At 38.9% G+C, this 23,867-nt stretch carries 22 protein-coding genes; all 22 read right to left on the reverse strand.

The genetic code is table 11. From position 1 onward, the window contains the following. Position 1: 1 nt before the first annotated feature. Positions 2-3,895 carry an autotransporter assembly complex protein TamB gene (gene tamB, locus BKK54_RS02710; RefSeq protein WP_077541282.1) on the reverse strand — a complete coding sequence of 1,298 codons (3,894 nt, stop codon included), beginning with the start codon at positions 3,893-3,895 and terminating at the stop codon, positions 2-4. A 9-nt stretch (positions 3,896-3,904) separates the two neighbouring features. Further along, positions 3,905-5,641, reverse strand: a complete 1,737-nt coding sequence (tamA, locus tag BKK54_RS02715; protein ID WP_077541284.1) for an autotransporter assembly complex protein TamA — start codon at positions 5,639-5,641, stop codon at positions 3,905-3,907. Between the two features lie 150 nt (positions 5,642-5,791). Next, positions 5,792-6,745, reverse strand: coding sequence for a sigma-E factor regulatory protein RseB (rseB, locus tag BKK54_RS02720; RefSeq protein WP_077541286.1), 954 nt, complete (start codon positions 6,743-6,745; stop codon positions 5,792-5,794). 72 nt (positions 6,746-6,817) lie between these two features. Further along, on the reverse strand, positions 6,818-7,402 hold the full coding sequence (locus BKK54_RS02725) for a sigma-E factor negative regulatory protein (RefSeq protein ID WP_077541288.1): 585 nt from the start codon (positions 7,400-7,402) through the stop codon (positions 6,818-6,820). A gap of 16 nt (positions 7,403-7,418) precedes the next feature. Next, positions 7,419-7,994, reverse strand: coding sequence for an RNA polymerase sigma factor RpoE (rpoE, locus tag BKK54_RS02730; RefSeq protein WP_077541290.1), 576 nt, complete (start codon positions 7,992-7,994; stop codon positions 7,419-7,421). A 107-nt stretch (positions 7,995-8,101) separates the two neighbouring features. Then, entirely contained in the window at positions 8,102-8,359 is a 258-nt protein-coding gene (locus BKK54_RS02735; protein ID WP_077541291.1) for a succinate dehydrogenase assembly factor 2, read from the reverse strand. 150 nt (positions 8,360-8,509) lie between these two features. After that, on the reverse strand, positions 8,510-10,180 hold the full coding sequence (locus BKK54_RS02740; protein ID WP_077541293.1) for a fructose-specific PTS transporter subunit EIIC: 1,671 nt from the start codon (positions 10,178-10,180) through the stop codon (positions 8,510-8,512). Positions 10,181-10,184: 4 nt separating this feature from the next. After that, the gene (fruK, locus tag BKK54_RS02745) at positions 10,185-11,126 is read right to left on the reverse strand and encodes a 1-phosphofructokinase (protein ID WP_077541295.1); all 942 of its coding nucleotides are present in this window, start codon (positions 11,124-11,126) and stop codon (positions 10,185-10,187) included. Continuing rightward, positions 11,126-12,658 carry a fused PTS fructose transporter subunit IIA/HPr protein gene (gene fruB, locus BKK54_RS02750; protein WP_077541297.1) on the reverse strand — a complete coding sequence of 511 codons (1,533 nt, stop codon included), beginning with the start codon at positions 12,656-12,658 and terminating at the stop codon, positions 11,126-11,128. Before fruB ends, fruK begins: the two co-directional genes overlap by 1 nt. A 73-nt stretch (positions 12,659-12,731) precedes the next feature. Beyond that, positions 12,732-13,253, reverse strand: a complete 522-nt coding sequence (locus BKK54_RS02755) for a hypothetical protein (RefSeq protein ID WP_077541299.1) — start codon at positions 13,251-13,253, stop codon at positions 12,732-12,734. Between the two features lie 81 nt (positions 13,254-13,334). Continuing rightward, a complete protein-coding gene (locus BKK54_RS02760) occupies positions 13,335-14,627 on the reverse strand; it encodes a hemolysin family protein (RefSeq protein ID WP_077541301.1) in 1,293 nt (430 codons plus the stop codon). Between the two features lie 160 nt (positions 14,628-14,787). Next, complete coding sequence (locus tag BKK54_RS02765; protein ID WP_077541438.1) at positions 14,788-15,312, reverse strand: DUF1523 family protein; 525 nt, start codon at positions 15,310-15,312, stop codon at positions 14,788-14,790. Between the two features lie 27 nt (positions 15,313-15,339). After that, entirely contained in the window at positions 15,340-16,122 is a 783-nt protein-coding gene (locus BKK54_RS02770; RefSeq protein WP_077541303.1) for a YchF/TatD family DNA exonuclease, read from the reverse strand. A gap of 50 nt (positions 16,123-16,172) precedes the next feature. Continuing rightward, positions 16,173-17,156, reverse strand: a complete 984-nt coding sequence (locus BKK54_RS02775) for a DNA polymerase III subunit delta' (protein WP_077541305.1) — start codon at positions 17,154-17,156, stop codon at positions 16,173-16,175. Continuing rightward, positions 17,153-17,785 (reverse strand): dTMP kinase, encoded by a 633-nt coding sequence (gene tmk, locus BKK54_RS02780; protein ID WP_077541307.1) that lies wholly within the window; start codon positions 17,783-17,785, stop codon positions 17,153-17,155. Before tmk ends, BKK54_RS02775 begins: the two co-directional genes overlap by 4 nt. 1 nt (position 17,786) lies before the next feature. Then, a complete protein-coding gene (mltG, locus tag BKK54_RS02785; protein WP_077541440.1) occupies positions 17,787-18,833 on the reverse strand; it encodes an endolytic transglycosylase MltG in 1,047 nt (348 codons plus the stop codon). Between the two features lie 66 nt (positions 18,834-18,899). Further along, a complete protein-coding gene (locus tag BKK54_RS02790; RefSeq protein WP_077541308.1) occupies positions 18,900-19,832 on the reverse strand; it encodes a peptidylprolyl isomerase in 933 nt (310 codons plus the stop codon). A 75-nt stretch (positions 19,833-19,907) separates the two neighbouring features. Further along, positions 19,908-20,447, reverse strand: coding sequence for a bifunctional pyr operon transcriptional regulator/uracil phosphoribosyltransferase PyrR (gene pyrR, locus BKK54_RS02795; RefSeq protein ID WP_077541310.1), 540 nt, complete (start codon positions 20,445-20,447; stop codon positions 19,908-19,910). A 135-nt stretch (positions 20,448-20,582) separates the two neighbouring features. Then, positions 20,583-20,990: a hypothetical protein gene (locus BKK54_RS11900; RefSeq protein WP_208605811.1), complete on the reverse strand. Its 408-nt coding sequence runs from the start codon at positions 20,988-20,990 to the stop codon at positions 20,583-20,585. A gap of 325 nt (positions 20,991-21,315) precedes the next feature. Further along, complete coding sequence (locus BKK54_RS02805; protein WP_077541312.1) at positions 21,316-21,831, reverse strand: hypothetical protein; 516 nt, start codon at positions 21,829-21,831, stop codon at positions 21,316-21,318. Positions 21,832-22,018: 187 nt separating this feature from the next. Further along, complete coding sequence (locus BKK54_RS02810) at positions 22,019-22,447, reverse strand: F0F1 ATP synthase subunit epsilon (protein ID WP_077541314.1); 429 nt, start codon at positions 22,445-22,447, stop codon at positions 22,019-22,021. 30 nt (positions 22,448-22,477) lie between these two features. Beyond that, a complete protein-coding gene (atpD, locus tag BKK54_RS02815; protein ID WP_018355849.1) occupies positions 22,478-23,851 on the reverse strand; it encodes a F0F1 ATP synthase subunit beta in 1,374 nt (457 codons plus the stop codon). Positions 23,852-23,867: the final 16 nt, after the last annotated feature.

Consider the following 23,867-nt stretch of genomic DNA (forward strand, 5'->3'; position numbering starts at 1 on the left):
CCTAAAATTCAAATTGATAAAGTAAATCAAATACTTGGTTTGTACTAGAGACCGATTGGAAATAAAGTTGTGGGAGTAATCGATAGCGTAAAGTCACCTCCGCTAAGCCATCAAATAGACCGACCCCATATTTTACCTGCAAGCGTTTACCAATATTACCGCTTACTTGCACTTTTGAGCTATCACCCACTCCAGCCGTGCCAAGATTTAAATCTTGAATACCAAAGGCTTCGCCAATGCCACCTACAAGTTTACTGCTTTTTGCCAATCCCATGCCAAGTAATGCCGCCCCCACCGAGCCGCCTGATCCGGCTTGCCCACTGTCTTCTAAAGAACGCCCTGTGAGTAAATAAGAAAGCGCCTGATCTTGCGGTTTCGTTGGATTAGAAAAAACCGTTACTTCCGGATTGGTTGCCACGCCTACCACTTTTACCCCAGCCGTAATCTTGCTGTCTTCCATAGCATCCGGATTACGAATAGCTTCAATATTCAACATTGGCTGTGAAGCCAAGCCGGCAAAATGAATTTGTCCTTTACGGATGATTAAATCCTGTCCAAAAGAGGCGTAACGCCCATTTTTTAAATCAATTTGACCATATAAACCCAAGCGCCCTTTTTCTTGTTTAACAGCAAGTAATCCATCCAAATTAGATTTAAAACCGTAAGCATCGAAATGGACATCATTGCCGATATTAATCTTTAAATCAGAACGAATTTCCATACCGGATTGGGTAGTGGAGGCAAACTCTCGATTAATCAACACTTCTTTACTTTTACGCGGGCCATTTAAAATCACTTCATCTTCACTTACCGGCTCGGCATTCTCCGGTAAAGCATCCACCTTAATCCGTGCCCATGGAATATCCACATTTCCCGATAATTCCAATAACTTTGGCGTAGCCTTTGCTAACACGTTAGTAGAAAGGCGAAGTTTTCCTATTGAGGGGAGATCAAGTTTAAAGTTTTCGGTTTCGGCTCTCACCTCCGTACTCCACACCGATAAATTTGTCCAATTTGCACGACCATTCATTCTTAAACTGCCTGCGGGTGTTTGTATATTGCCTTGTAAAGTGGAATGAGTGCCATCAAAACGAAGTGCCATTTCACCATTTGTCACTTCAAAAGGGAGCATTTTTAGTTTGGTTTTCAGGTGACGAAGATCGAAATGCCCGTTTAGCAACGGTTTTTCAAGATTTCCTCCTAGTGTGAGTGTCGAAACAATTTCACCATTGATGTTTTCTCCATGACTGAATAACTGATTTAATAAGGCTAAATTTAATCGTTCAATACGGAATGTTCCGCCAAGATGACGGGCGCCACTTAAATCATTCAATTTCAAATCCGTGTGGATACGGCCTTGATTTTGCACACTGATATCCGATTTTAATGTCAGATTGTTATTTTGAATATCTGTATTTAATGTCAACTTTGGAATAGCAAGTTTAAATGTGCGGTAATCTAATTTTTGCGTCACCAAAAGGTTATCACCGTTCAGTGATACATTTAGCATGAACGGTTTATCGCTAAACCAAGCCACTTTTCCTTCACTACGCAACTGTCCCTTCAACATATCTTGCTCAGTCAATTTATTTACTAAATTCAAATTAAGACGTTTGACGCTAAATGGAATTTCCCCTTTTTCTCCCACTCTAAAGTCCTGAGGGAAACACAAATCCACATCGCTATTTACCCAACAATGTGTGCTAATTGAAGCTTGTGTTAAGTTATTATCATAGGTGACAGAAATAGATTGATTTGGTTTTATCTCACCAATCGGCGTATCAATTTTTACTTGGCTCAACGTGCCCTTCCATTGCTGTGAAGTGCGGTCAAAATTCCCAGAGATTTGTAAATTTGCTGCCGCTGGTTTACCTTGAGAAGCGAAAACTAATTTGTGATTTTTTTCATCACCTGTCAGCGTTAAATTGACGGAATGTATTGCTACCGTATCGCCATAACGAATATTTCCGCCTTTTACGCTTAGCTCTCCTTTCAATAGGGGAGCACTCAAAAGATTGCCTTTAATCGTTGCACCGGCAATATTTAGAGTCTGCCAATGGAGATTTTGTGTATTGAGATCAACTATCACATGAGGTTCGCTCAATTTACCTTTTATTGTGGCTTTTCCTACTACCGAACCTGCCACATCAGCATATAACCCCCATAAATTTGGTGCATGAATATCTAATGTGAGATCCGATTGCTCACTCAATTCACCCTTGGCATGAAGCCGATTCTCTCCGTAATTCAGCAAGAGCACCGGAATATTCACCAATACCTTATCACTTAAGAGCAAATTACCTTTCAAACTTAGTGGACGATTGGAAAGCTTACCGCTTAAATCTAATGTTGGGATATCCACATGCCAACCGGCACTCCCCGCCGCACCCGATACGGCCAATTTACCAGACAGCACCGCCGGCATCTCAGGAACATAAGGGCGAATATTCATGTTGCTTAAATCCGCTTTTGCCTCCCATTTCACACCATATTTCCAGCTTGCCGATCCCGTTAATATTGCCGAACCGTCTAACGTCTTGAGATTAAACTCATTAATCTTCGCTTCATATAATTTCCCCCCCGCATCAAGTGATAAATGTGTGTGAGGAATATGCGTCATCCCCTCCACATCACCCACTAATTTTGCTTGATAATCAAGCAAATCACCGCTTAAGGTTAATGCCACATCGTTAATTTTGAGCGGCATTAAATTTTCGGCAAAACTATATTGCCCCTTAGAGACCTTTAAGGTGAGATTTAATGGCATTTTATCTTCTGCTAATTTCACCTCACCATCTAGCTGTGCATCCAGCCCCCCCTTTGTTGTGAGAGAAAGTGCGGTTGTTTTTTTCAGCGATCCTGAAAGAGAAAATTGTACATCTGTTTTAGAAAGGATATCTTTTCCTTCGGATTGAATCGCATTAAGTGCAGAAGTTAAGCTCAAATCAACCGGAAAATCACCATTAAGTTGTAATGAACCTTGTGAATCTAAATTACCTAATGAACTTTCTAAGGCTAATTTTTTAAGTTTAACCTCATATCCTGTGACATCGGCTTGTAACATCAAATGAGACAGACCAATACGTTGTAATTCTTCAGATTGTTCGTTTTGTAAGAGATATTGCCAATCCTTCGCAACAAGGCTTGGAATATGAATATCAAAGGGCAAATTCACTTCATTTAAATTGCCTAAAAATGCAGGAGTAAGATTTTGTTCAATGGCATCCCAATCCACCGGTTGATGATTTTTCGGTTCAGCCGGCTTTTTTGTTGGGTTGGGTTGAACATGTTTAACATTAAGCTTATTAAGTTCAGTCTGTGCTAATATCAAGCCCGATTCATTATTTAAACTGACCGCGCTTTGAAAATGCTCAAGGTCAATATGAGTTTGATCAAGCTGGAATCTGAGTTTATCCACAGTGACATTTTTCACATCAAGACTGATTGGTAAACTCAGTTTTTTCATCGGAGAAGATTCCATCTGTTTTTGTTCTGATGGCGCTAATTTAGTAGTATCTAGAAAAATCTCGGGAGATTTAATATCCACATCTTCCACACAAATTTTACGAGAAAGTAAACAGCCAAAATCCAGCTGTAAGCGAGCTTGAGCAATTTTAGTATCAACGCCTGCCGTTTGATAACCTATATTTTGCAAAATTAGCCCCTGTTGTAACCCTCCTTCAATATGTCCAATAGAAAGATCATCAAGCAGGTTATCCACCACCCGAATTAGTCCTCGTTGCCCGGCATCAAAAGAAAGCATTCCGACAAGAGCAACAACAGGTACAAAAATGACCGCACTTCCTATACAAATGGCTTTACGGAAACCGCTTTTTTTCTTCTCGGGTATGGATTGAGGTGGTGTATCTTCCGTTTTTATTTCTTGTTTCGACATAATTTTCACCTAAATTTCTGTACCTAAGCCAATGTAGAATTGAATGTTACTACTCTTATCTTTATCTCGTATTGGGGTCGCAATATCAAATTTAATCGCCCCCACAGGTGATGCCCAACGGACACCGAGACCCGCACCATAGCGTAATTCTTCATGAGTAAAACGATTTGCTGCAAACCCAGCATCCACGAAAGTTGCCCCCCACCAAGAAGGATAAACTTGATATTGATATTCAAAAGATCCTGTTAGCAAACGAGAACCACCCACAAGTTTGTTATTATGATCTCTAGGTGAAATTTTTTTATAACCGTAACCACGTACGCTACGATCACCCCCAGCAAAAAAACGTAATGTCGGTGGGATTTTATTAATATCTTTAGTGTTTAAATAACCTATTTCGGCACGAGTGATAATACGGTGATTTTCCGCATAAGTGCGAATCCACCCCGTTGAAGCTTGCACTTTAAAAAAACTTGCATCAGACAGTAACCCTTTATAAGCCACATCTACGGTGATTTTTTGTGAATCCCCCCAAGTCGGAAACATTCCACCACGCAAGCGGGTTCGATTAAAACCACCTGTTGGATAAACCAAAAGGGTTTTATCATCAACATCCGCTTGGGTAAATTTATCATAACGCGCCCTCACACCGGCAAAATATTGCCAACCTTCGGCATTATTCCAGTAACGTAGCCCAGCTAATGTCATGGAGGTGGTTTTAGTGTCATTTTTATCCTCATTTTCTAAACCGGCAGAAAATTCGTAATAATAATTCAAGGGATTTTTTAAGAGTGGGACTTTATATATCGCTTCAAGGGTTTGCTTTGGTGAAGATACATAAAGATTGTTACGAAAACTGTGTCCACGATCATTAATCCAGGGTTTTGTCCAACCAATTTGTAAATGAGGACCGGTATCTGTAGCAAATCCAACCCCTAATTCCATCGCATTTTTTTTACGGGGATACATTAAGACATCTAAATTTACGACTTTATTTTCTTCATCGACTTGAGGCTGTAATAACACGGAGCTAAACCAATTCGTCGAAGAAAAATCATTGCTCAGCTCAGAAAGTTGATTTAGTAAATAAGGATCGCCCGATTTAATCTTTAACATATTTTGCAAATAATCTTCACGAATTTGCGTACTATTGAATTTTATTTCGCCATAATGGTAACGCACGCCACTATCAAATAGCATTCGCCACCAAGCCTGATGGGTTTCCGGGCTAATCTCTAAACGGGAAACCGCAAATTTCCCCTCTAAATAACCACGAGCGAGAGCAAGGCTGGAAAGGCTACTTTTATAATCATCATATTTTTGATGTTCAACTAACTCGCCCTCTTTTGGTAAATTTTTACGCAAATCATCAAACGCCTCATCTTGCGTAGCCTCCCCTTCAATTTGGACATCCGTACCTGCAATTCGCGTAGGTTCCCCCGGTTTGACATAGGCAATAAGTAGATCCCGTCCTTTTTTTTGCTTTTTTAATTCAAAAGTGACTGAAGAATCATAATAACCAAATACACGCAAACCTTTATCTACGGCATCAGTAACAAGTTGCTTATAACGATCTGAGCCATCCATTTCTTCTTTATTGATCAGCTCAACATTAAGTTCTGTGTTGCGAATAGCACGCTCCCCCTTGATCCCCCGAATTTCAATATCTACGGTTTGCTCAGCAAACACAGAAAATGCCGAGAAAGAAAATAAAAGTGCGGTTAATTTGAGAGGATATTTTTTCATTTTTGTTAGCTAAACATTATTAAAAATTGATGATTAAGCCATGCTAGTTTACCTAATAAACCCAAAGGCTTTGAATATTTTTTAAAACTTTTTAATTAATTGAAAACCAGAGTATAAAAATGCGGTTGAAATCAACCGCACTTTTTTCTGTTAATGATTGGAAAATTTTACTTCCTGCACAATACGCTTTGCGGTGGCAATAGGCAACTGCCCAATAAATGTGATTTCTTTATCACCAATCACTTCACTATATAACGTATATTCGCCCTGTTTCCATGTTTGATCTTGATGAGGCTGTGGGCTTTCCGCCTTAGTGACATATAAAGTGAAGGTGAACAAGCCATCACTGAATAAAGTACTATCAATAATTTCACCATCAAACAAATCTTGGCTATAGCGAATACTTTCAAATCCATGTGGTAACCAACCCGCTTTCCAGCTAAGTGTGGCGACAGTATTTTGTGCTTCATTGAGTAATGGTGGCGTTGAAACCTTATTTAAATAATCTGTTAATCCTTTTAGACGATCATCAATATAAAGTGTCACAACTCGAAATTGATCCAACAATTTACCATCACGATCAAGCATATCACTGCGAAGCAATAAACCGTTTTCTTCATCGACAAAAACGACATATTGATAGCGAAAATCATCTTTTGGCACAATCCGAATGGTATCGACAAAGCGACCGGCTACCCGGTTTTTTCCTAACACAATAAAGTCATAGTTTTCCGCTAATTTATCAAAATTACTGCGAATCACCGACGGTAATGCATCAACAATACTGCCACTATTGAGCGTGAAAGCTCGAGACCCTAACTGGAAATAGCTGACCAAATTATCACGCTGAATAATTTCCTGTTGTTCTCCGTCAAGCGTAACTAATTGTGCGTAAGTTTTATTATCACGTTTGATATGACGATAACGAAAAGAATCCATATTTGCCGGGGAAGTTTGCACAAAAGCAATTTCATAATTGAGATGATTCGCCGCTTGTGCCATTCTTTCCAAAGTTTGCTTTGCAGAAACCTCCTCCGCTATAGCAGAAAAACTGAAAAGAAAAGTCAACAAAAGAGCGCCCAAGTTTAACGATATTTTTTTCATAACCTAATGATTCATAAAAAAATTCACCACATCAAAGCGATTGGTGGTGAATTATCTCGGTTTATTAAATAATTATTTTGCCTGATTGCTACCAACATTCAAAGCATCGGCATGCATACGGCGTTGTAATTCATAGTTTTGCAACATTGCACCAATACGGCGATTTTTTTGTTCCATCTGATCAGCCTTGGCAACATCTTTGGTCGGTGCATTATAGCTGACTTCTTGAACCGAATTATTAAAAGGCAAGGTTTGTAAAACCGGCGTTTCCGGTGCATTATTTACATCATTTTTGGCATTAAATGATTGTACGCCAAATACCGCCACCAAACATACACTCGCCGCCACGGCAATTTGAGCAACAGGCGCAAAGAAAGACTTGAATTTACGCATAAACGGTAAGTTTTTCACATCCTCAACTGTTGGCTGAGAAGTGGTGATTTCTACCCTTTCAATTTCTTCATGTTCAATTAAATCAGCCATTTTTGCAGTAAAATCCGTGCCTAAAATAACCGCACTTTCTTTCCGAATTACTGCTCGTGCCATATGATAAGTAGCCCAAGACCGGCTCAATGATTTATCACAACATAACTTTTCCGTAAATGAGGCATCAACTTGCTCGCCATCCATATAGGCTGAAAGTAACTCTTTTTGCATTTTAAACTCCAACTTTTTAACGTTGCATAAGCGGTTGTATCTTGTTTTCGATAATTTCACGTGCACGGAAAATTCGAGAACGCACAGTGCCTACGGGACAATCCATAATTTGTGCGATATCTTCATAACTTAAGCCTTCTAATTCACGAAGTGTAATCGCTGTTTTTAAATCCTCCGGCATACCGTTAATCGTATCAAACACAATTTTTTCCAGTTCACCGGATAACATTTCATTTTCTGGGGTATCCACCTCACGGAGATGAGTTCCCACATCATAGCTTTCAGCATCTTCTGCTAAAATATCTTCGCTTGGTGGACGACGCCCCTGCGCCGTTAAATAATTTTTCGCCGTATTCACGGCAATTCGATATAGCCAAGTGTAGAACGCACTATCACCACGAAAAGATTCTATGGAACGATAGGCTTTTATAAAGGATTCTTGTACAACATCGGGAATGTCATTACGCGAAACATAGCGGGTAAGTAACCCCGCAACTTTATTTTGATAACGCGAAACCAATAAGTTAAAGGCTTTCTTATCGCCTTGCTGTACCCTTTCTACCAAAGCTTGATCTGTTAGCTGTTCAGCCATATTTCTCCTAATGCTATGTCTAACACGCCTTAATATCCAAGACAGCAAGCTCTCACTGTTTTATCTGACATAGGGGGGGTTAAAAAGTTCAAAGGTTAAAAATAAATTTAAGTAGTGGGCATTTTTTGTATGATTTGAATATATTCCACTATATTTTGAATTTCAATATCTTCAGATTTACCTCGGTTAAAAAACCAAGAGAAAAGTTGCAAATCCGTGCAGGCAAGTAAGCGAATAAACACATCTTTTTGGTTATCTGAGAGCTGCTCAAAATGCTGTTTGTAAAATGGCATAATGATGTTATCCAGTTCCAACATACCACGCCGGCAATCCCATTCAATGCGAAGTTTGTTATATTTTTCCATATTGCCCTCTGTCTATAAAAGTGCGGTCAATTTTTTCAAAGATTTTTGGTTTATTTGTAGGGACACACAGTGTGCCCCCACGTTTTTCATTTTGTATATTTATTACATAGTGCTAAAAATACCCAAAAAGCCAACCGCACTTTAGTTGGATTATTCCGTTGCTTTCGGTTTAATCACCGCATAAATCACGCCGGTTACCAAAGCCCCTGCTGCAATAGCGGCTAAATAGCGCATTGGTTCGGAAACGAATGGAATAACAAATAATCCGCCGTGTGGCGCCTGTAATGTGATATCCGAAGCCATGGAAATTGCCCCTGCTGTTGCACCACCAATAACGGAGCTAATAATCACTCGAATCGGATCCGCCGCCACAAAAGGCAATGCCCCTTCTGAAATAAAACATAACCCTAGCACAAAAGAAGCTTTACCTGCGTCCCGTTGGTTGGCGGTAAATTTATTGCGGGCAATCCAAGTGGCAATCGCCATACCGATTGGTGGCACCATACCTGCCGCCATCGCCGCTGCCATTGGTGTGTAAATTTGCGAAGCGATCATTCCTACTGAGAAGGTATAAGCCGCTTTATTGACAGGTCCGCCCATATCAATACACATCATTGCACCGATTAGAGTCCCCAATACAATGGCATTCACTTCACCCATCGATTTTAACCATTCGCTTAAAGCACTCATCACTTGTGAAACCGGCGGATTGATCACATAGATCATCGCCAATCCCACAATTAATGAGCCTAAAAGCGGTAATATTAAAATCGGTTTTAGGGAGGTTAAACTTGCCGGTAATTTAATCGCAACGTTCAACCCTTTTACTACATAACCGGCAAGGAAACCGGCAACAATTCCCCCTAAAATCCCGGCTCCGGCCGTTGTAGCAAGCATACCACCAATCAACCCCACAGCAAGCCCCGGTCTATCAGCAATAGAAAATGCCACATAACCGGCAAATACGGCGATCATTAGATGGAAAGCTGCGCCACCGCCAATATCCATCAAGGCTTTTGGAATACCATGGAAAATAGTTTCATCTTTAAAGGCTTCAATACCAAACATAAAAGAAATAGCAATTAATAAGCCACCAGCAACAACCAAAGGCAGCATATGGGATACGCCTGTCATCAAGTGCTTATATATACCTTTTTTCTCACCAGTTTCATCAGCACTCGTATTTTCTGTATTCCCTCCCTCAAATACTTTGGCTTCTTTAAAGGCCTTGTCGAACTCTTGTGCTGTTTTCTTCAAAGCTAGCCCCGTAGAAGTACGATACATCGGTTTGCCTTTAAATTTGTCCAACGGCACATCAATATCTGCTGCCACAAAAACAAGATCAGCCGTCGCCACTTCTTCAGGGGTAATTTCATTACCTGCACCCACCTGACCTCGGGTTTCTACTTTTACATTCCAACCCTGTTTTTTCGCATAAGTTTCTATCGCCTCTGCGGACATAAAAGTATGGGCAACGCCTGTTGGACAAGCAGTAACAGCCACGATATTTTTCACGCCAGAAATGCCGGCAAAATTGACCGCACTTTCAGGTGCAACATAATCAACACCGTTTGCTAAAGCATTCGCCAAAGTCACTTCCGGTGAATTCATCGCAATATCAACGCCCACCATAAACACTTTTTTACCCATTAATACGGGATTATTTGGTAATTGTGAACCGAATACGAGGGCTAAATCAGCCTCTATGATATTTTCTACCAGTGAAACATTTGCTTTCTGTGCAGCCGCACGAAATACTTCACGTAATAAATAGAATTTTGCTCTGCCTATATCGGGTGATTGGGTTAAAAATAACTTCATTTTATTATCCTTCAATCTCTGTAATCTTCACTTGGTTTAAAATTGGGTCAAGTCGTGCAGGATCGCTTACTCCCACATTACTTTGCGAAACGGCAAACGCAGAAACCGCACTGGCAAAGGCTAAGGTTTCTGATTTTGATAAACCTTTTTCAATGCCATAAATTAACCCTGCCACCATAGAATCACCCGCCCCCACGGTGCTGACAATATTCTCACATTTTGGCGGCTGTGCTTTTATCACACCTTCATTATTAATCCATAATGAGCCTTCAGCCCCCATGGAAATGATCACATTTTCAATTCCTTGTGCTTTTAACTGCTGTGCAGCATTGATAATCTCTTCTTCTGTATTAAGCCGATGACCAATCCAACTTTCTAATTCACGATGATTAGGTTTTACCAACCAAGGATGCGCCTTCAAACCGGCATTCAGCGCCGCATTGCTTGTATCTAACACCACTTTTACGCCTTCCTGATGCAATTGATTTAACCATTCAGCAAATAATTCCGGTGTAACACCACGAGGTAAACTACCACACACAGCGACAATATCGTAATCCAAACAATAGGCTAAAGAATCCGCTGCAAATTGCTGCCAGGCCTGTGGATTAATGTCATAACCAAGAAAATTTAAATCCGTAACATCTGCTTCGGTTTCGGTGATTTTGACATTAATACGGGTTTTTCCGGCAACGCGATGAAATTTATCTTGCAAACCCTGTTTATTAAACATTTGTTCAAAATCACCGGCATTGTCTTCACCAAGAAATCCACCGACTGCGACATCAACGTCTAAATCCTTCAGCACTTTTGCCACATTAATGCCTTTACCGGCAGGGAAAAGCCCTAGGGTTTCAACGGTATTGACTTCACCTAATTCTATACGTGATAAACGACCGACTAAATCATAGGCAGTGTTTAAGGTTATAGTTGCAACCTTTGCCATCATTCTTCCCCTTTCCCTTTCCCTTCGCCAAGACCTGATTCAATGGCAAGACGAATACCTTCAATAGCTTCTTTTGCTTGCTCACCCGTTGCCACGAAACGTAAACGGGAACCTTTCACCACCCCTAACGCTACAATTTTCATCAGGCTTTTCGCACTCACTAATTGGGAATCACGATCAAGATTTTGTACGGCGACTGAAGCATTGTATTTTTTCACTTCATTGACTAATACGGCACTTGGGCGGGCATGTAAGCCGTGTTCGTTATTAATCACAAATACCGCTTCAATAGCATCGGAAGGTAACCCACTATCTTCCGCTACCGCCGGTGCATGACTTTGTTCACCCATCACTTCAATCGTATCCGGTTCTGCCGGCGAAACTGAAGAAACATTTTCGCCTAAGCCCTCGGCAATCGCCTGACCAAGAGATTCAATCGCTTGTTTGGCATCATCACCTTCCGCCACAAAACGCAGACGATGTCCTTGTATCACACCCAATGCCACGATTTTCATCAGGCTTTTCGCACTCACCACCTCACTACCACGAGTTATATTTTGTACGGTGATTTTTGCCGCAAATTTTTTCACTTCATTGACTAACACTGCACTTGGACGAGCGTGTAAACCGTGTTCATTACGAATCGTAAAAGTTCCTACCACAGTATTTGAAACCTGTGCAGTCTGAATTTTCTCCGAAACAGAAACATCACCGCCAGAAAGAGCGGTCAAAATCTCAGTAGAATTTCCATTTAATAGCGCTGTTTGCACATTTTCTTCAAGCAAACGGGCTAATACCGGAGCAATCGCATCACTCACAGCAGAAATGGTGATGACACCTTTTACCGGCTTGCCATTATGATTAAAAATAGTTTTTGCTCGGCTAAATACTAATGAATTTTTTAGATTACCCGAAACCGAATCAGTGACCCATAATCCTTTACCCAATGGTAATGCCGCATTACCAATCACTTCAGAAACAAAGCGATGTTCTACCGCACTTTGTGTTTGTAATTGACCGGCATTCATTGCTACCAAAGTCAGTAAACTTTGGGTATCAACATCTAAATGAATATTTTCTTTAGGAAGACAAAAATCTTCTGTCGTTTCGCCTATTAAAATGGCTCGAAACTGTGCCACATCCGTTATTTTCGCTAATTTTGCTGCGGTATCCTCATCACCAAGCACATGGGTTAATTGACGTAATAACGCCAAATGTTCATCAGAACGTGCGGCAATCCCAATTACTACATAGGCAATATTGCCTTCCCCCCATTCAATCCCTTGGGGAAATTGAAACACTTGCACACCGGTTTTTTTCACCATTTCACGGGTTTCCAAGGTTCCATGAGGAATGGCAATACCATTACCGAGAAACGTGGAGGTTTGCTGCTCACGCGCCAACATTCCCTGTAAATAGCCTGGTTCTACATTGCCCGCAGTTTCCAATGCTTGAGCAGCCATTTCAATGGCTTGTAGCTTAGTTTCTACGCGAATATTTAAATGAATGTTGCTTTCCGAAAGTTCTAACATTCTTACTCCTTAGTCTAAGATTTAGAAAAAGAAAAACTGTTGATAAAACAATTTTTATCAACAGTTTAATTTATTATTGAGATGTACAAATTTTTAACAGTTCATCGCTGCCTTTTGCGATGTATTCATCATTTTCATCTCGAGCTTTACCTTTCTTCAAATCACGCATAGCGTCATAAATCCCTTGGGTGATACTTGGTGAATCTAATTTGCTCCAACAAGTTTGACTTAAACGGTTGAAATTGTTTTGTAGAGCTTCTGCATGTAGCACGCCACTGTAATAAGCATATACATCGGAATCATGCCCACCGGTATAAAGGTTGTCTTGGATTTGTTTAATCGGCACTAAAATACGACCTAAATACCAATCATTAGCACCACTGGCAAAATTATCGACATAGAAGTTTTCATTCACACGGCCTTTATAAGTCGCCACCGTTGCTTCATACGCCGCCGCATAAGATTTCTGATCAATCTTGTCTTTATCTAAATTAATCACTTTTTTATCACTATCCATAAACGGGATATAGGATGTGACGGAAGAACAGGCTGTCAAAATAATGGAAAACAGCAATACTGAGATTTTTTTTAACATAGTCATTCCTATTTAATTAGGGTCTGAGATAAATCGCCGCCATTATACTGACTGAGAGGGATTACGCAAGAAAGCTGAGATTTATTCACTTTCTTTAACAAAAGACACTAAAATTTGGTCAATTTTAAAGTTCTCTGTATCAATCACTTCAAATTTATATTTGCCATAAATGACAAAATCGGTCTTTTTAGGAATTTTACGTAACATATACATCATAAAGCCGCTGATTGTTTCGTAATTTTCTTCATCGGGAAATGATTCTATATCCAATACACGCATAACATCTTCAAGAGGCGTTGCACCGTCAATCAACCAAGAATTTTCATCCCGGCTAACGATTTGTTCTTCTTCACTGGAAACCAATTCTCCCATCACAATACTCATTACATCATTGAGTGTGACAATCCCCACGACTAACGCATATTCATTAACGATAATAGCAAAATCCTCACCGGTAGATTTAAAAAGCTCCAGCACTTCATAAAGCGAAAGGGTATCCGGCACAAATAAAGATTTGCGTAATAACTTAGGATCCGTCAATGAGACATTCGCATTTTGCAGATACATTGTCAGTAAGGTGTGAGATTCGACATAGCCTAAAATTTTATCAAGCCCATTATCACAAATGACAATCTTAGAATGGGAGTCACGCGAGAGGGTATCCATGACTTCTTGACGGCTAAAAGTGCGGTCTAAATATACGATATTTTCACGTGTCGTCATCGTGGAGGTAACGGTACGTTCCTGCATATCAAAAATATTTTCAATAAGATAATGCTGTTGGGTCTTTAATACACCGGCTTCTGCACCGGCTTCAACAACGGCAACAATATCTTCCGGGGTCATATTATCATCACGTAGTGTTGACACACCAAAAAGTTTGAAAAGTAAATTTGATAATCCATCAAACACCCAAACGATTGGTTTTAATAGAAAAATAAGTACCTGCATAATGCCAACAGTCCGTAATGCAACGGCTTCAGGATTAATCAGTGCAAGCCGTTTCGGCATTAAATCCGCTAAAAGAATAAAAGAGCAAGTCACAAGCAGAAAAGCAATCCAAGATGAAGCGGAGTCAACCCAAGCTTCTTGAATATATCCACTCAAAAGGTGTTGTAAATGAATACTAAGGTTTGCTTCACCAATCATTCCTCCAAGCACCGCAACCATATTTAATCCAATTTGCACTACGGTGATAAATCGTCCGGGCTGTTCTTGCAATTTCAAGACTTGTGCGGCTTTCAGATTACCTTCATTTGCCATATTTTGTAATTTTATACGGCGGGCACCGGCAAGAGAAATTTCGGCGGATGAAACAATAGCACTAATAATAATTAATACGATTATGACTAAAATCGCTGCAAATAAACTCATAATTTTCTCGTAAACTTGATGGGGTTTAGTAGGGACACACTGCGTGTTTCCTCTAACATATTGAAATCATTTGATTTTATAACGGACACACGCAGTGTGTCCCTACATTAGTATTGAATAATACCGTTATTTTTGACCGTACTTTGAAAGAAATGAAATCTTAATTTTCGCTGTCAAACCAGCCGCGAACAAATTGAATGGAAAGGAATAATGTTACCAGTAAGAACGCATAAAACATCCAAGCTAAAATCGGATGGCTTGGGGTAACCTCACCACTGATTTCTTTCACGGAGACAGCATTACGGAATTCATCAAACATGGTGAGACGCCAACCATAATATTTGATTTGTACCAATTTATTTTCATTGCCCATAGCTTGTGCTTGAGCCTGTAAATTAGCAGAACCAAATTTAAAATAGAAAGGAAAACCCCAACGAGTATCTTCGTTGCGGTAAACCATAATTTTCCCCTCATCATTTTGTGTATTGATGTAATACACATCACGTGTTGGACCATCTGCCGGATTGGATTTGGTAATCGGCCCATCTTTATCAACACTTTTCACTTCCACACCCATTACTCGGGTGACATCATAGTGGGGGAAAACATAGTTCACCACGGAAAACATAAAACCGTGGAAAGCAAATAACACTAAAAATAGAAAATATTTGAAAAATTTACGCATCATGGTTTCTCTCTTGAATTTGGGCATTTATTGTACATTAATTTTAAATAAACGCTCGAAATTTTGTGTGGTGATCTGTGCAAATTCTTCCATAGACACACCTTTTAAGGTTGCTACATATTCACACACTTCCCGTGTATAAGCCGGTTGATTTTCCTTACCACGATAAGGCACCGGTGCAAGATAAGGCGAATCTGTTTCTACCAATAAACGATCGACCGGGACATAACGAATCGCTTCACGAATCGCTTCAGCATTTTTAAACGTAATAATGCCGGAACAAGAAATATAAAATCCTAAATCTAACGCTTTTTTGGCAAAATCTAAGGTTTCGGTAAAACAATGAATCACTCCACCGCACTTTTCTGCATGATGCTCACGCAACATAGAAATCGTATCATCTCCGGCTGAACGGGTATGAATAATCACCGGTTTATTGAGTTGATTTGCAATGTCAATTTGACTGGCAAATATCCCTTGCTGCTCCGTTTTATTATCTATGCTGTAATAATAATCCAATCCAATTTCACCAATAGCAATCACTTTTTTATCTTGTGCCAAACGCAATAAACGTGCTGCATCGTAAGGTTCTTCTTCAAAATCCAGCGGATGAACACCACACGCCAGTGAAATATTGTCAAATTGGCACAATGTCTCATAGGCTTTTTCAAAACGACTTAATGTCACACCAATCGCAAGTAGATGTTTCACATCACGTGCATAGGCTTTTTCTACCACATCAGCAATATTTTTGTGTAAATTTTCATAATCCAATGCATCTAAATGGCAGTGAGAATCAACAATAAACATCAATTTTTTCCTTTATATCTCAATTTTCAGCGGGAAATAACCTTCTATTATTACTTTTCAAACACATCCGTGACAAGTTTGGTTAATCCATCTAGCAACATTAATTCTACGTTTACACCATTAATGGAAAGGAGATCTGACCGCACTTTTTGCATAATTTGGATGGCTTGCAACAAACCAAGTGGTGTCTGTTCATCACTAAATTGTTGAACACCTCTCACTAAATCTGTCACTTGACGATGGCTATTAATGTCAAGTTTATATTTTAGGCTGTCGGCAAGAAACGCCAAAATCCAATCCAGTTGTCGAATATAGTGTTCTTTGTCAAATAGAGGGAGAAGTTCCAAAGGGGAGCGGCGGCGATAAAAACGCCAAAATTGGCGAAGAAAATCTTTCCGATGTTCAATCAACCCCTGTTGTAGTACCTCTAAGGCAAACAGTGGGCGACCTAAGCTCATTGAAAGTGCGGTAGAAATTTCTTGTATTTCTGCCTCACATTGCGTTTTCAGCCAATCCTGAGCCATTTGCTCTGAAGGAGCAGGCAAATTCCATACCTGACAACGGCTGTAAATTGTCGCTAACAAACTCGCAGAACTGTCCGCCTGCAACAAAAAATAAGTGTTTGGGCGAGGTTCTTCCAAAGTTTTAAGCAACGCATTAGCTGCCGCTTCCGTCAAGCGTTCTGCTTCTTTTATATATACGACTTTATTGCCATTTTGTTGGGCGTGCTGTGCGACAATCTCATTAATTTCACGCACTTGATCCACACCAATATCTTTCCCTTCTATCGGGTGTAATTCGTGGTAATCAGGGTGACTTTGAGCCTTCATCAAATGGCAAGCATGGCATTGCCCACAAGGTTCAGTATTTTGAGGAGCCAGACACATAATATAGTGAGAAAGCGTCTCAAAGAGGTATTCTACACCTAATCCCGAATCGGATTTTATTAGCACAGCATGATGTCCTAAACCTTCTGAGAAGGTTTGGGCTATTTTGGTGTAAGTCGGCACAAGCCAGGGGTAAAGTGCGGTCATTTTTCGTTATGTTTCCACCAATTTTTAACTGCACTTTCAATATCCGCACGCACTTGTTCAATGCTCTGTTCTGCGTTGATAGTAACGGCTTTTGGATTATCTTTCACCAATTCCAAATAACAGGCTCGGGTACGGTAGAAAAAATCAAGATTCATTTGTTCAATGCGATCCAGCTCCCCCCTCCCACGCGCACGTGCTAAACCAATAGTAGGATCAATATCTAAATAGAGGGTCAGATCCGGCTCAAAATCTCCTAGAATGGTCTCTTTCAAAGTTTTCATTAAATATGAATCAAGCTGACGCCCGCCACCTTGATAAGCTTGTGATGACATATCGTGGCGATCACCCACCACCCATTTGCCTTGAGCAAGTGCCGGCTTAATCACATTTTCGACTAATTGAATTCGAGCAGCATAGATCATTAATAATTCCGCTTTATCGGTTACCGGCTCTTCTTTTTCGTGTTTTATCAGCTGACGTAATTTTTCCGCCAAAGGCGTTCCCCCCGGTTCTCGGGTAAACACAACATCGTCAATTCCCAATTCATTTAATACATCCACAACTGATTGATGTGCGGTACTTTTTCCCGCCCCTTCTAATCCTTCAATGACTATAAATTTTCCGGTCATATTATTTTCCATTCTTTTGGCTACGATACCAGTGTAAATAGTCTTGTACCGCTTTATTATGTTCATTTAAATTACGTGTAAATTTATGTCCACCACTTCCATCAGCGACAAAATAGTAGAAATCCGTTTTTTCAGGATGTGCAACTGCCTGCAAAGCACTTTCACTCACCATCGCAATGGGGGTTGGAGGTAATCCATCAATAATATAGGTATTATATGGTGTAGGTGTCTCTAAATCTTTTTTACGAATATTTCCCTGATAATTATCTCCCATACCGTAAATTACAGTTGGATCTGTTTGTAATTTCATTTTTGCATTGAGACGATTAATAAACACAGAAGCCACTTTAGCCCGTTCAGCCGCAATACCTGTCTCCTTTTCTACAATAGAAGCCAACACTAACATCTCGTGAGGGTTTGCTAAGGGGAGATTCTCATCACGTTCATTCCATGCCTTATTCAAGGCTTTTTTCAAACGTTCCGCTGATCGTTGGAGCAATTCTAAATCAGTTGAGTTTGGTGTGTAATTATAGGTATCGGGATATAACCAACCATCAAGATTTTTGTATTCATCAATATTTTTTACGATATGAGGAATATTAAGTAAATTAAAAATTTCTTGATCACTTTTATCTTTTAAAGTTTTCATTAAGTGCGGTGCATTTTCGAGGTTTTTTCGCCACTCTTTGAAGGTTTTTCCCTCAATAAATTGTACGTTAAATTGTGCCTCTTTTCCCGAATTAAGGAGAATTAATAGCTCTTGTATGGTTTTAATTCCATTTAAAGAATAAACACCTGCTTTAATTTTGTTTAATTCCGGCTTGAATTTTAATAAATAAGGAAGAAGCTGAACATTCTCAATTAATTTTTCTTGTTCAAAAAGTGCGGTCAATTTTTTTCCTGTTGTGCCACGTTCAACAAACAAAAGCTGATCGGGTTGTGCCTTGATGGTTTCTTGTTGAAAAGCGGTGAGTTTTTGATAGCCAAAAAATCCGGCACTCATAAAAACCAAAAGAAAAATAAATAAGCTAATAAAAAATTTTTTCATAGAATTAAGACAATAAAGTAAAAACAACAAAAGGGGCAAAACGCCCCTCTCATATAAAATGCGAAATTATTGATTAAAATATTGAATATCTGCCGTTTTACGTAATGCTTTTACCCAATCTTTGGTGGCTTCTTGTAACTGGCTATTCACTATTTTCTCATATGCTTTTTGACGGTATGCATCTTCTGTACGATCGCCATCACGTATACCGGTTACTTCCAAAATATGCCAACCAAATTCCGATTTAAAAGGTGCTGAAATGCTACCTTGTTTAGTCGTTTTTACCGCTTTTGCGAAAGGCTCAACATAGGCTTCAGGGAAAGCATAACCTAAACTCCCACCATTAGCGCCTGATAAATAATCTTTAGAATATTTTAATGCAGCATCAGCGAAAGTCGTTTTACCGGAAAGAATATCCGCACGAATTTTATTAAGCTCTGCCTTTGCTTGCGCATCATTTAATAAAGGGTTGAGTTTTAAGAGGATATGGCGAACTTCATATTGTTTTCCGGTCACTTTTTGTTCTGTTCCATTAGCTCTTGCTTCGTCTAACATTTTTTGTCCAAGCGTATCCACTTCTTCCCGTGAGATTTGTACGCTGTTGCTAATCGCATGATTACGTACTCCCGACATTATCATTTGATTCGCAATTTGTTGGCGAAATGCGTTAAGGGAAATCCCCTGATAATCCAAGGCATCTAAGAACTGACCATAGGTTAAACCATTTTTAGCTGCAATATCTTCCACAATAAAATCAATCTCACGAGGATTAACCTTCACACCAGATTCTTTAATCGCTTTCTGAACCAAAATATCATCAATAACTTTATCTAATGCTGCTTGGTAATTACCTTTTTTACCCATTGCTGCACGCACCTGACTTTCTAATATAGGCGCACCATCCACCGTTGCAACAACACGTTCTTCAGCATTAACAAAGGAAAATGCAAATATACCCAATACAGTAATAAAAAGAGATTTTAGTCCTGATTTTTTCATCTTCATCGTTCTTTAAATAAGTCAACAACGCTCGTTAGAGTATCAATTTTAAACAAGGTTCACAATAGATTAGGATTATTTTGATAATAGTGCCACTTCATAGCATCCATCATATTTTTGAGTACGAACTTGCACTTTTTCTTCTCGGCTGGTCGGGACGTTTTTACCTACATAATCTGCCCGAATAGGCAACTCACGATGTCCACGATCAACAAAAATAACCAATTCAATTTTTGCAGCACGACCAAAATCAGTGAGTGCATCCATTGCCGCACGGATGGTTCTCCCTGTAAATAAAACATCATCAATTAAAATGACATCTTTATCTTTCACATTTAAATATTGTGATGCACCACTATACACCGGCATTGAATTTTCAGGCTCAATATGCTGTAAATCATCACGATAAAATGTGATATCTAACTCCATTGAAGGGAGATCCACATTAATCAAATCCATAATTTTACGTTTGATTAACGTCGCAATTTCAGCACCACGACGTTTAATGCCAACAATGACAATATTGTCTAGGCTAGGGTGTTTTTCAATAATTTCATGAGATATACGAGAAATCGTGCGATGAAACTGATTTTCATCAATAATGATCTTTTCCATAATTCATCCAAATTAACTGTGAAATAGTCGGTAAAATAGCACAAAAAGCAAGGAAATTTAATTACTTTTAAGAATGGTTGGTATAGAAAACAAAAAGTGCGGTTAAATTTAACCGCACTTTAGTAGATAACAATACTACTTTTCATTTTTTGACCCAATTATCCAAAATCCTAAATCTAGCAGTTTCATTTGTGGATAAGGTAATTTTCCATCTATGTTAGATGATGCTCTTACCTCTTCAAAAATTGCACGATTTTTTTCATAAAATTCAGCTAATTGATAAATTGATTTTTTGATTGACGTCAATTGATAAATATTCTTTGTGATATCGTTTTTTTGTATTCCATTTACAAAAAAACGATCATAGGAGGGTATGCAACCTAATGTACCAAGTAAAACTTTTGTAATAAGAACAATAGAAACTTCTTTTTCCTTTAATATCTCATTCTTTTCTTGATAAACAATTTCTCTAATATCACTATAGAGTATATTCAGGTGATAACTTAAATCGACTAAATTATTTTGCACAGTAACATCATTCAATAAAGTACGGCAATCAAGCCCTAGTAAACAATCATATTTAGGTTCCAAAATTTTTTAACGATCGGAATATGTACTTGATAATCATATTGTAATAAGAATGATGAACCTCGATACACTCCCCAACTAGCTAAATAAAAAGCAAGATGTAAACTTAGTTTATCAATTAATTCATCAGTTTTTTGCTTATTATCTCTTGCATGATAAAATTGTTGATAACAATATTCCCATGATAAATATTTCTTGTTTTTCCTTTTTGATAAAACTAATCAAAGGATTTAATAAGTTCTTGAACTAAAAAGTTCATATTTTATTTCCTTTTTTATAGTTATTGATTCTGTTTTTGTTTTTCTAAATATTCTTTTATTTTTTTCTTTTCTGAGCCATATTTTCTTTCTATCATATCCTTTAATTTAGTTTTGGCATTATCATCAACAGTACATACTTCTTTACCATACACACTCTCAATTGCCAGCGCTTTATTAAAAAGATTGGCTTCAGCTCCCCCAAGAACAAAAAGTTTTGGGATTTGACTTCTGTCTTCATGTAATTTCTGCATCATACTTAATATGCGATTTGAAGAGCCTACATACATGAATGCTAACATATAGTCTGTACAAGCACCATTTTCAATATCAACTCTAACTTTTTGCATTGGATCATTATACCTATCTTCCAATTCTTCCCAAGAAGTGTCTATCATTACACTCTTTCCTGTAATTGATGATATATCTTTAGAAAGTACTTTTTTAAATTCTTCAACATAAATATTAAGGCTTGAATTTGCAAAAGATGAAGAAATAAAAAATAGCCCACCCAATATTAATAAAAATTTTTTAAACATAAAATTATGTCCTTATACAAAAATAATTTTTTTACCAGAGGTATTTCATTAGATATGTCAATATCTAATGAACTCAGTGTACACTGAGTGAAAATTGATTATTTTTGAATGGTCACTTAAATATTGGGAGGATAAATATATCTACGAGAGAAATAAAAAAGTGCGGTTAAATTAACCGCACTTTTTATTATCTTTTTGATTTCACAAGTTTTTCTGTCAACTCGTAGGCTCGAAGTTTTGCCAATTCTTTGGAAAGTTTTGCCACCAGTAGCTCATGATCAACATCAGCAGCATGTGCCACAATATTTTCCTCAGCTTTGCGTTTTGCTTCTTGAATACGGCCAGCATCCAATTCACTACCACGAATTGCTACATCAGCCAAAACAGTAACGATTTTCGGTTGGACTTCTAAAAAGCCGCCTGACACGTAGATCACTTCTTCTTTATCATCTTCAAGAGTGAATTTCACAATTCCCGGCTTAATCGCCGTTAACAATGGTGTGTGGTTAGGTAAAATACCAAGTTCACCTTCCACGCCTGTTGCTTGGATTTGTTTCACTGCCCCTTCAAAAATTTTTCGTTCTGCACTGACTATTGTTAGGTTAAATGTCGCCATTTTTGTTCTCCTTCAAATGACTTGAAGTGATTACATATTTTTGGCTTTTTCTAGCACTTCTTCAATTGAACCCACCATATAGAACGCTTGTTCTGGAATATGGTCGTATTCACCCTCTAAGATACCTTTGAAACCACGAATGGTGTCTTTTAATGACACATATTTACCCGGTGAACCTGTAAAGACTTCTGCAACGAAGAACGGTTGTGATAAGAAACGTTCAATTTTACGAGCACGTGCTACCACAAGTTTATCTTCTTCAGATAGTTCATCCATACCAAGAATAGCAATAATATCTTTCAACTCTTTATAGCGCTGTAAGATACCTTGTACGCCACGTGCAACATCATAATGTTCTTGACCAACTACAAGCGGATCTAATTGACGTGATGTGGAATCTAATGGGTCAACCGCCGGATAAATACCTAAAGAGGCAATTTGGCGACTTAATACCACCGTTGAATCCAAGTGTGCGAAGGTCGTAGCCGGAGAAGGGTCGGTTAAGTCATCCGCAGGTACATAAACTGCTTGTACGGAAGTGATAGAACCTGTTTTAGTTGATGTAATACGTTCTTGCAATACACCCATCTCTTCTGCAAGGGTCGGCTGATAACCTACTGCTGACGGCATACGACCTAAAAGTGCCGAAACTTCAGTACCTGCAAGGGTATAACGATAAATATTATCCACGAAGAATAATACGTCACGACCTTCATCACGGAATTTTTCAGCCATAGTTAAGCCTGTTAATGCAACACGTAAACGGTTACCCGGTGGCTCATTCATTTGACCATAAACCAACGATACTTTATCTAATACGTTAGATTCTGTCATTTCGTGATAGAAATCGTTACCTTCACGAGTACGTTCACCTACACCGGCAAATACGGAATAACCGGAGTGTTCAATCGCAATATTACGGATTAATTCCATCATATTCACGGTTTTACCTACACCTGCACCACCGAAAAGCCCAACTTTCCCCCCTTTTGCAAAAGGACAAATTAAGTCGATAACTTTAATACCGGTCTCAAGTAATTCCGTACTATTTGATTGTTCTTCATAACTTGGCGCTGCACGGTGAATAGACCAATTTTCTTCCGCACCGATTTCACCACGCTCATCAATTGGTTCACCTAACACATTCATAATACGCCCTAGGGTTTTAGTCCCAACCGGTACTTGAATTGGATTTCCGGTATTTTCTACTTTTAAACCACGTTTCAAGCCGTCAGATGTACCCAATGCGATACAGCGAACAACACCGCCACCTAATTGTTGTTGAACTTCAAGGGTTAAACCGGATTCAACTTTTAATGCATCGTAAACTTTTGGTACTGCATCTTGTGGGAATTCAACGTCAATCACCGCACCGATGATTTGTACAATTTTTCCTGCTGACATTACCTTTCCTCTTTCC

Source organism: Rodentibacter genomosp. 1 (assembly GCF_001999285.1).
Lineage (GTDB): Bacteria > Pseudomonadota > Gammaproteobacteria > Enterobacterales > Pasteurellaceae > Rodentibacter.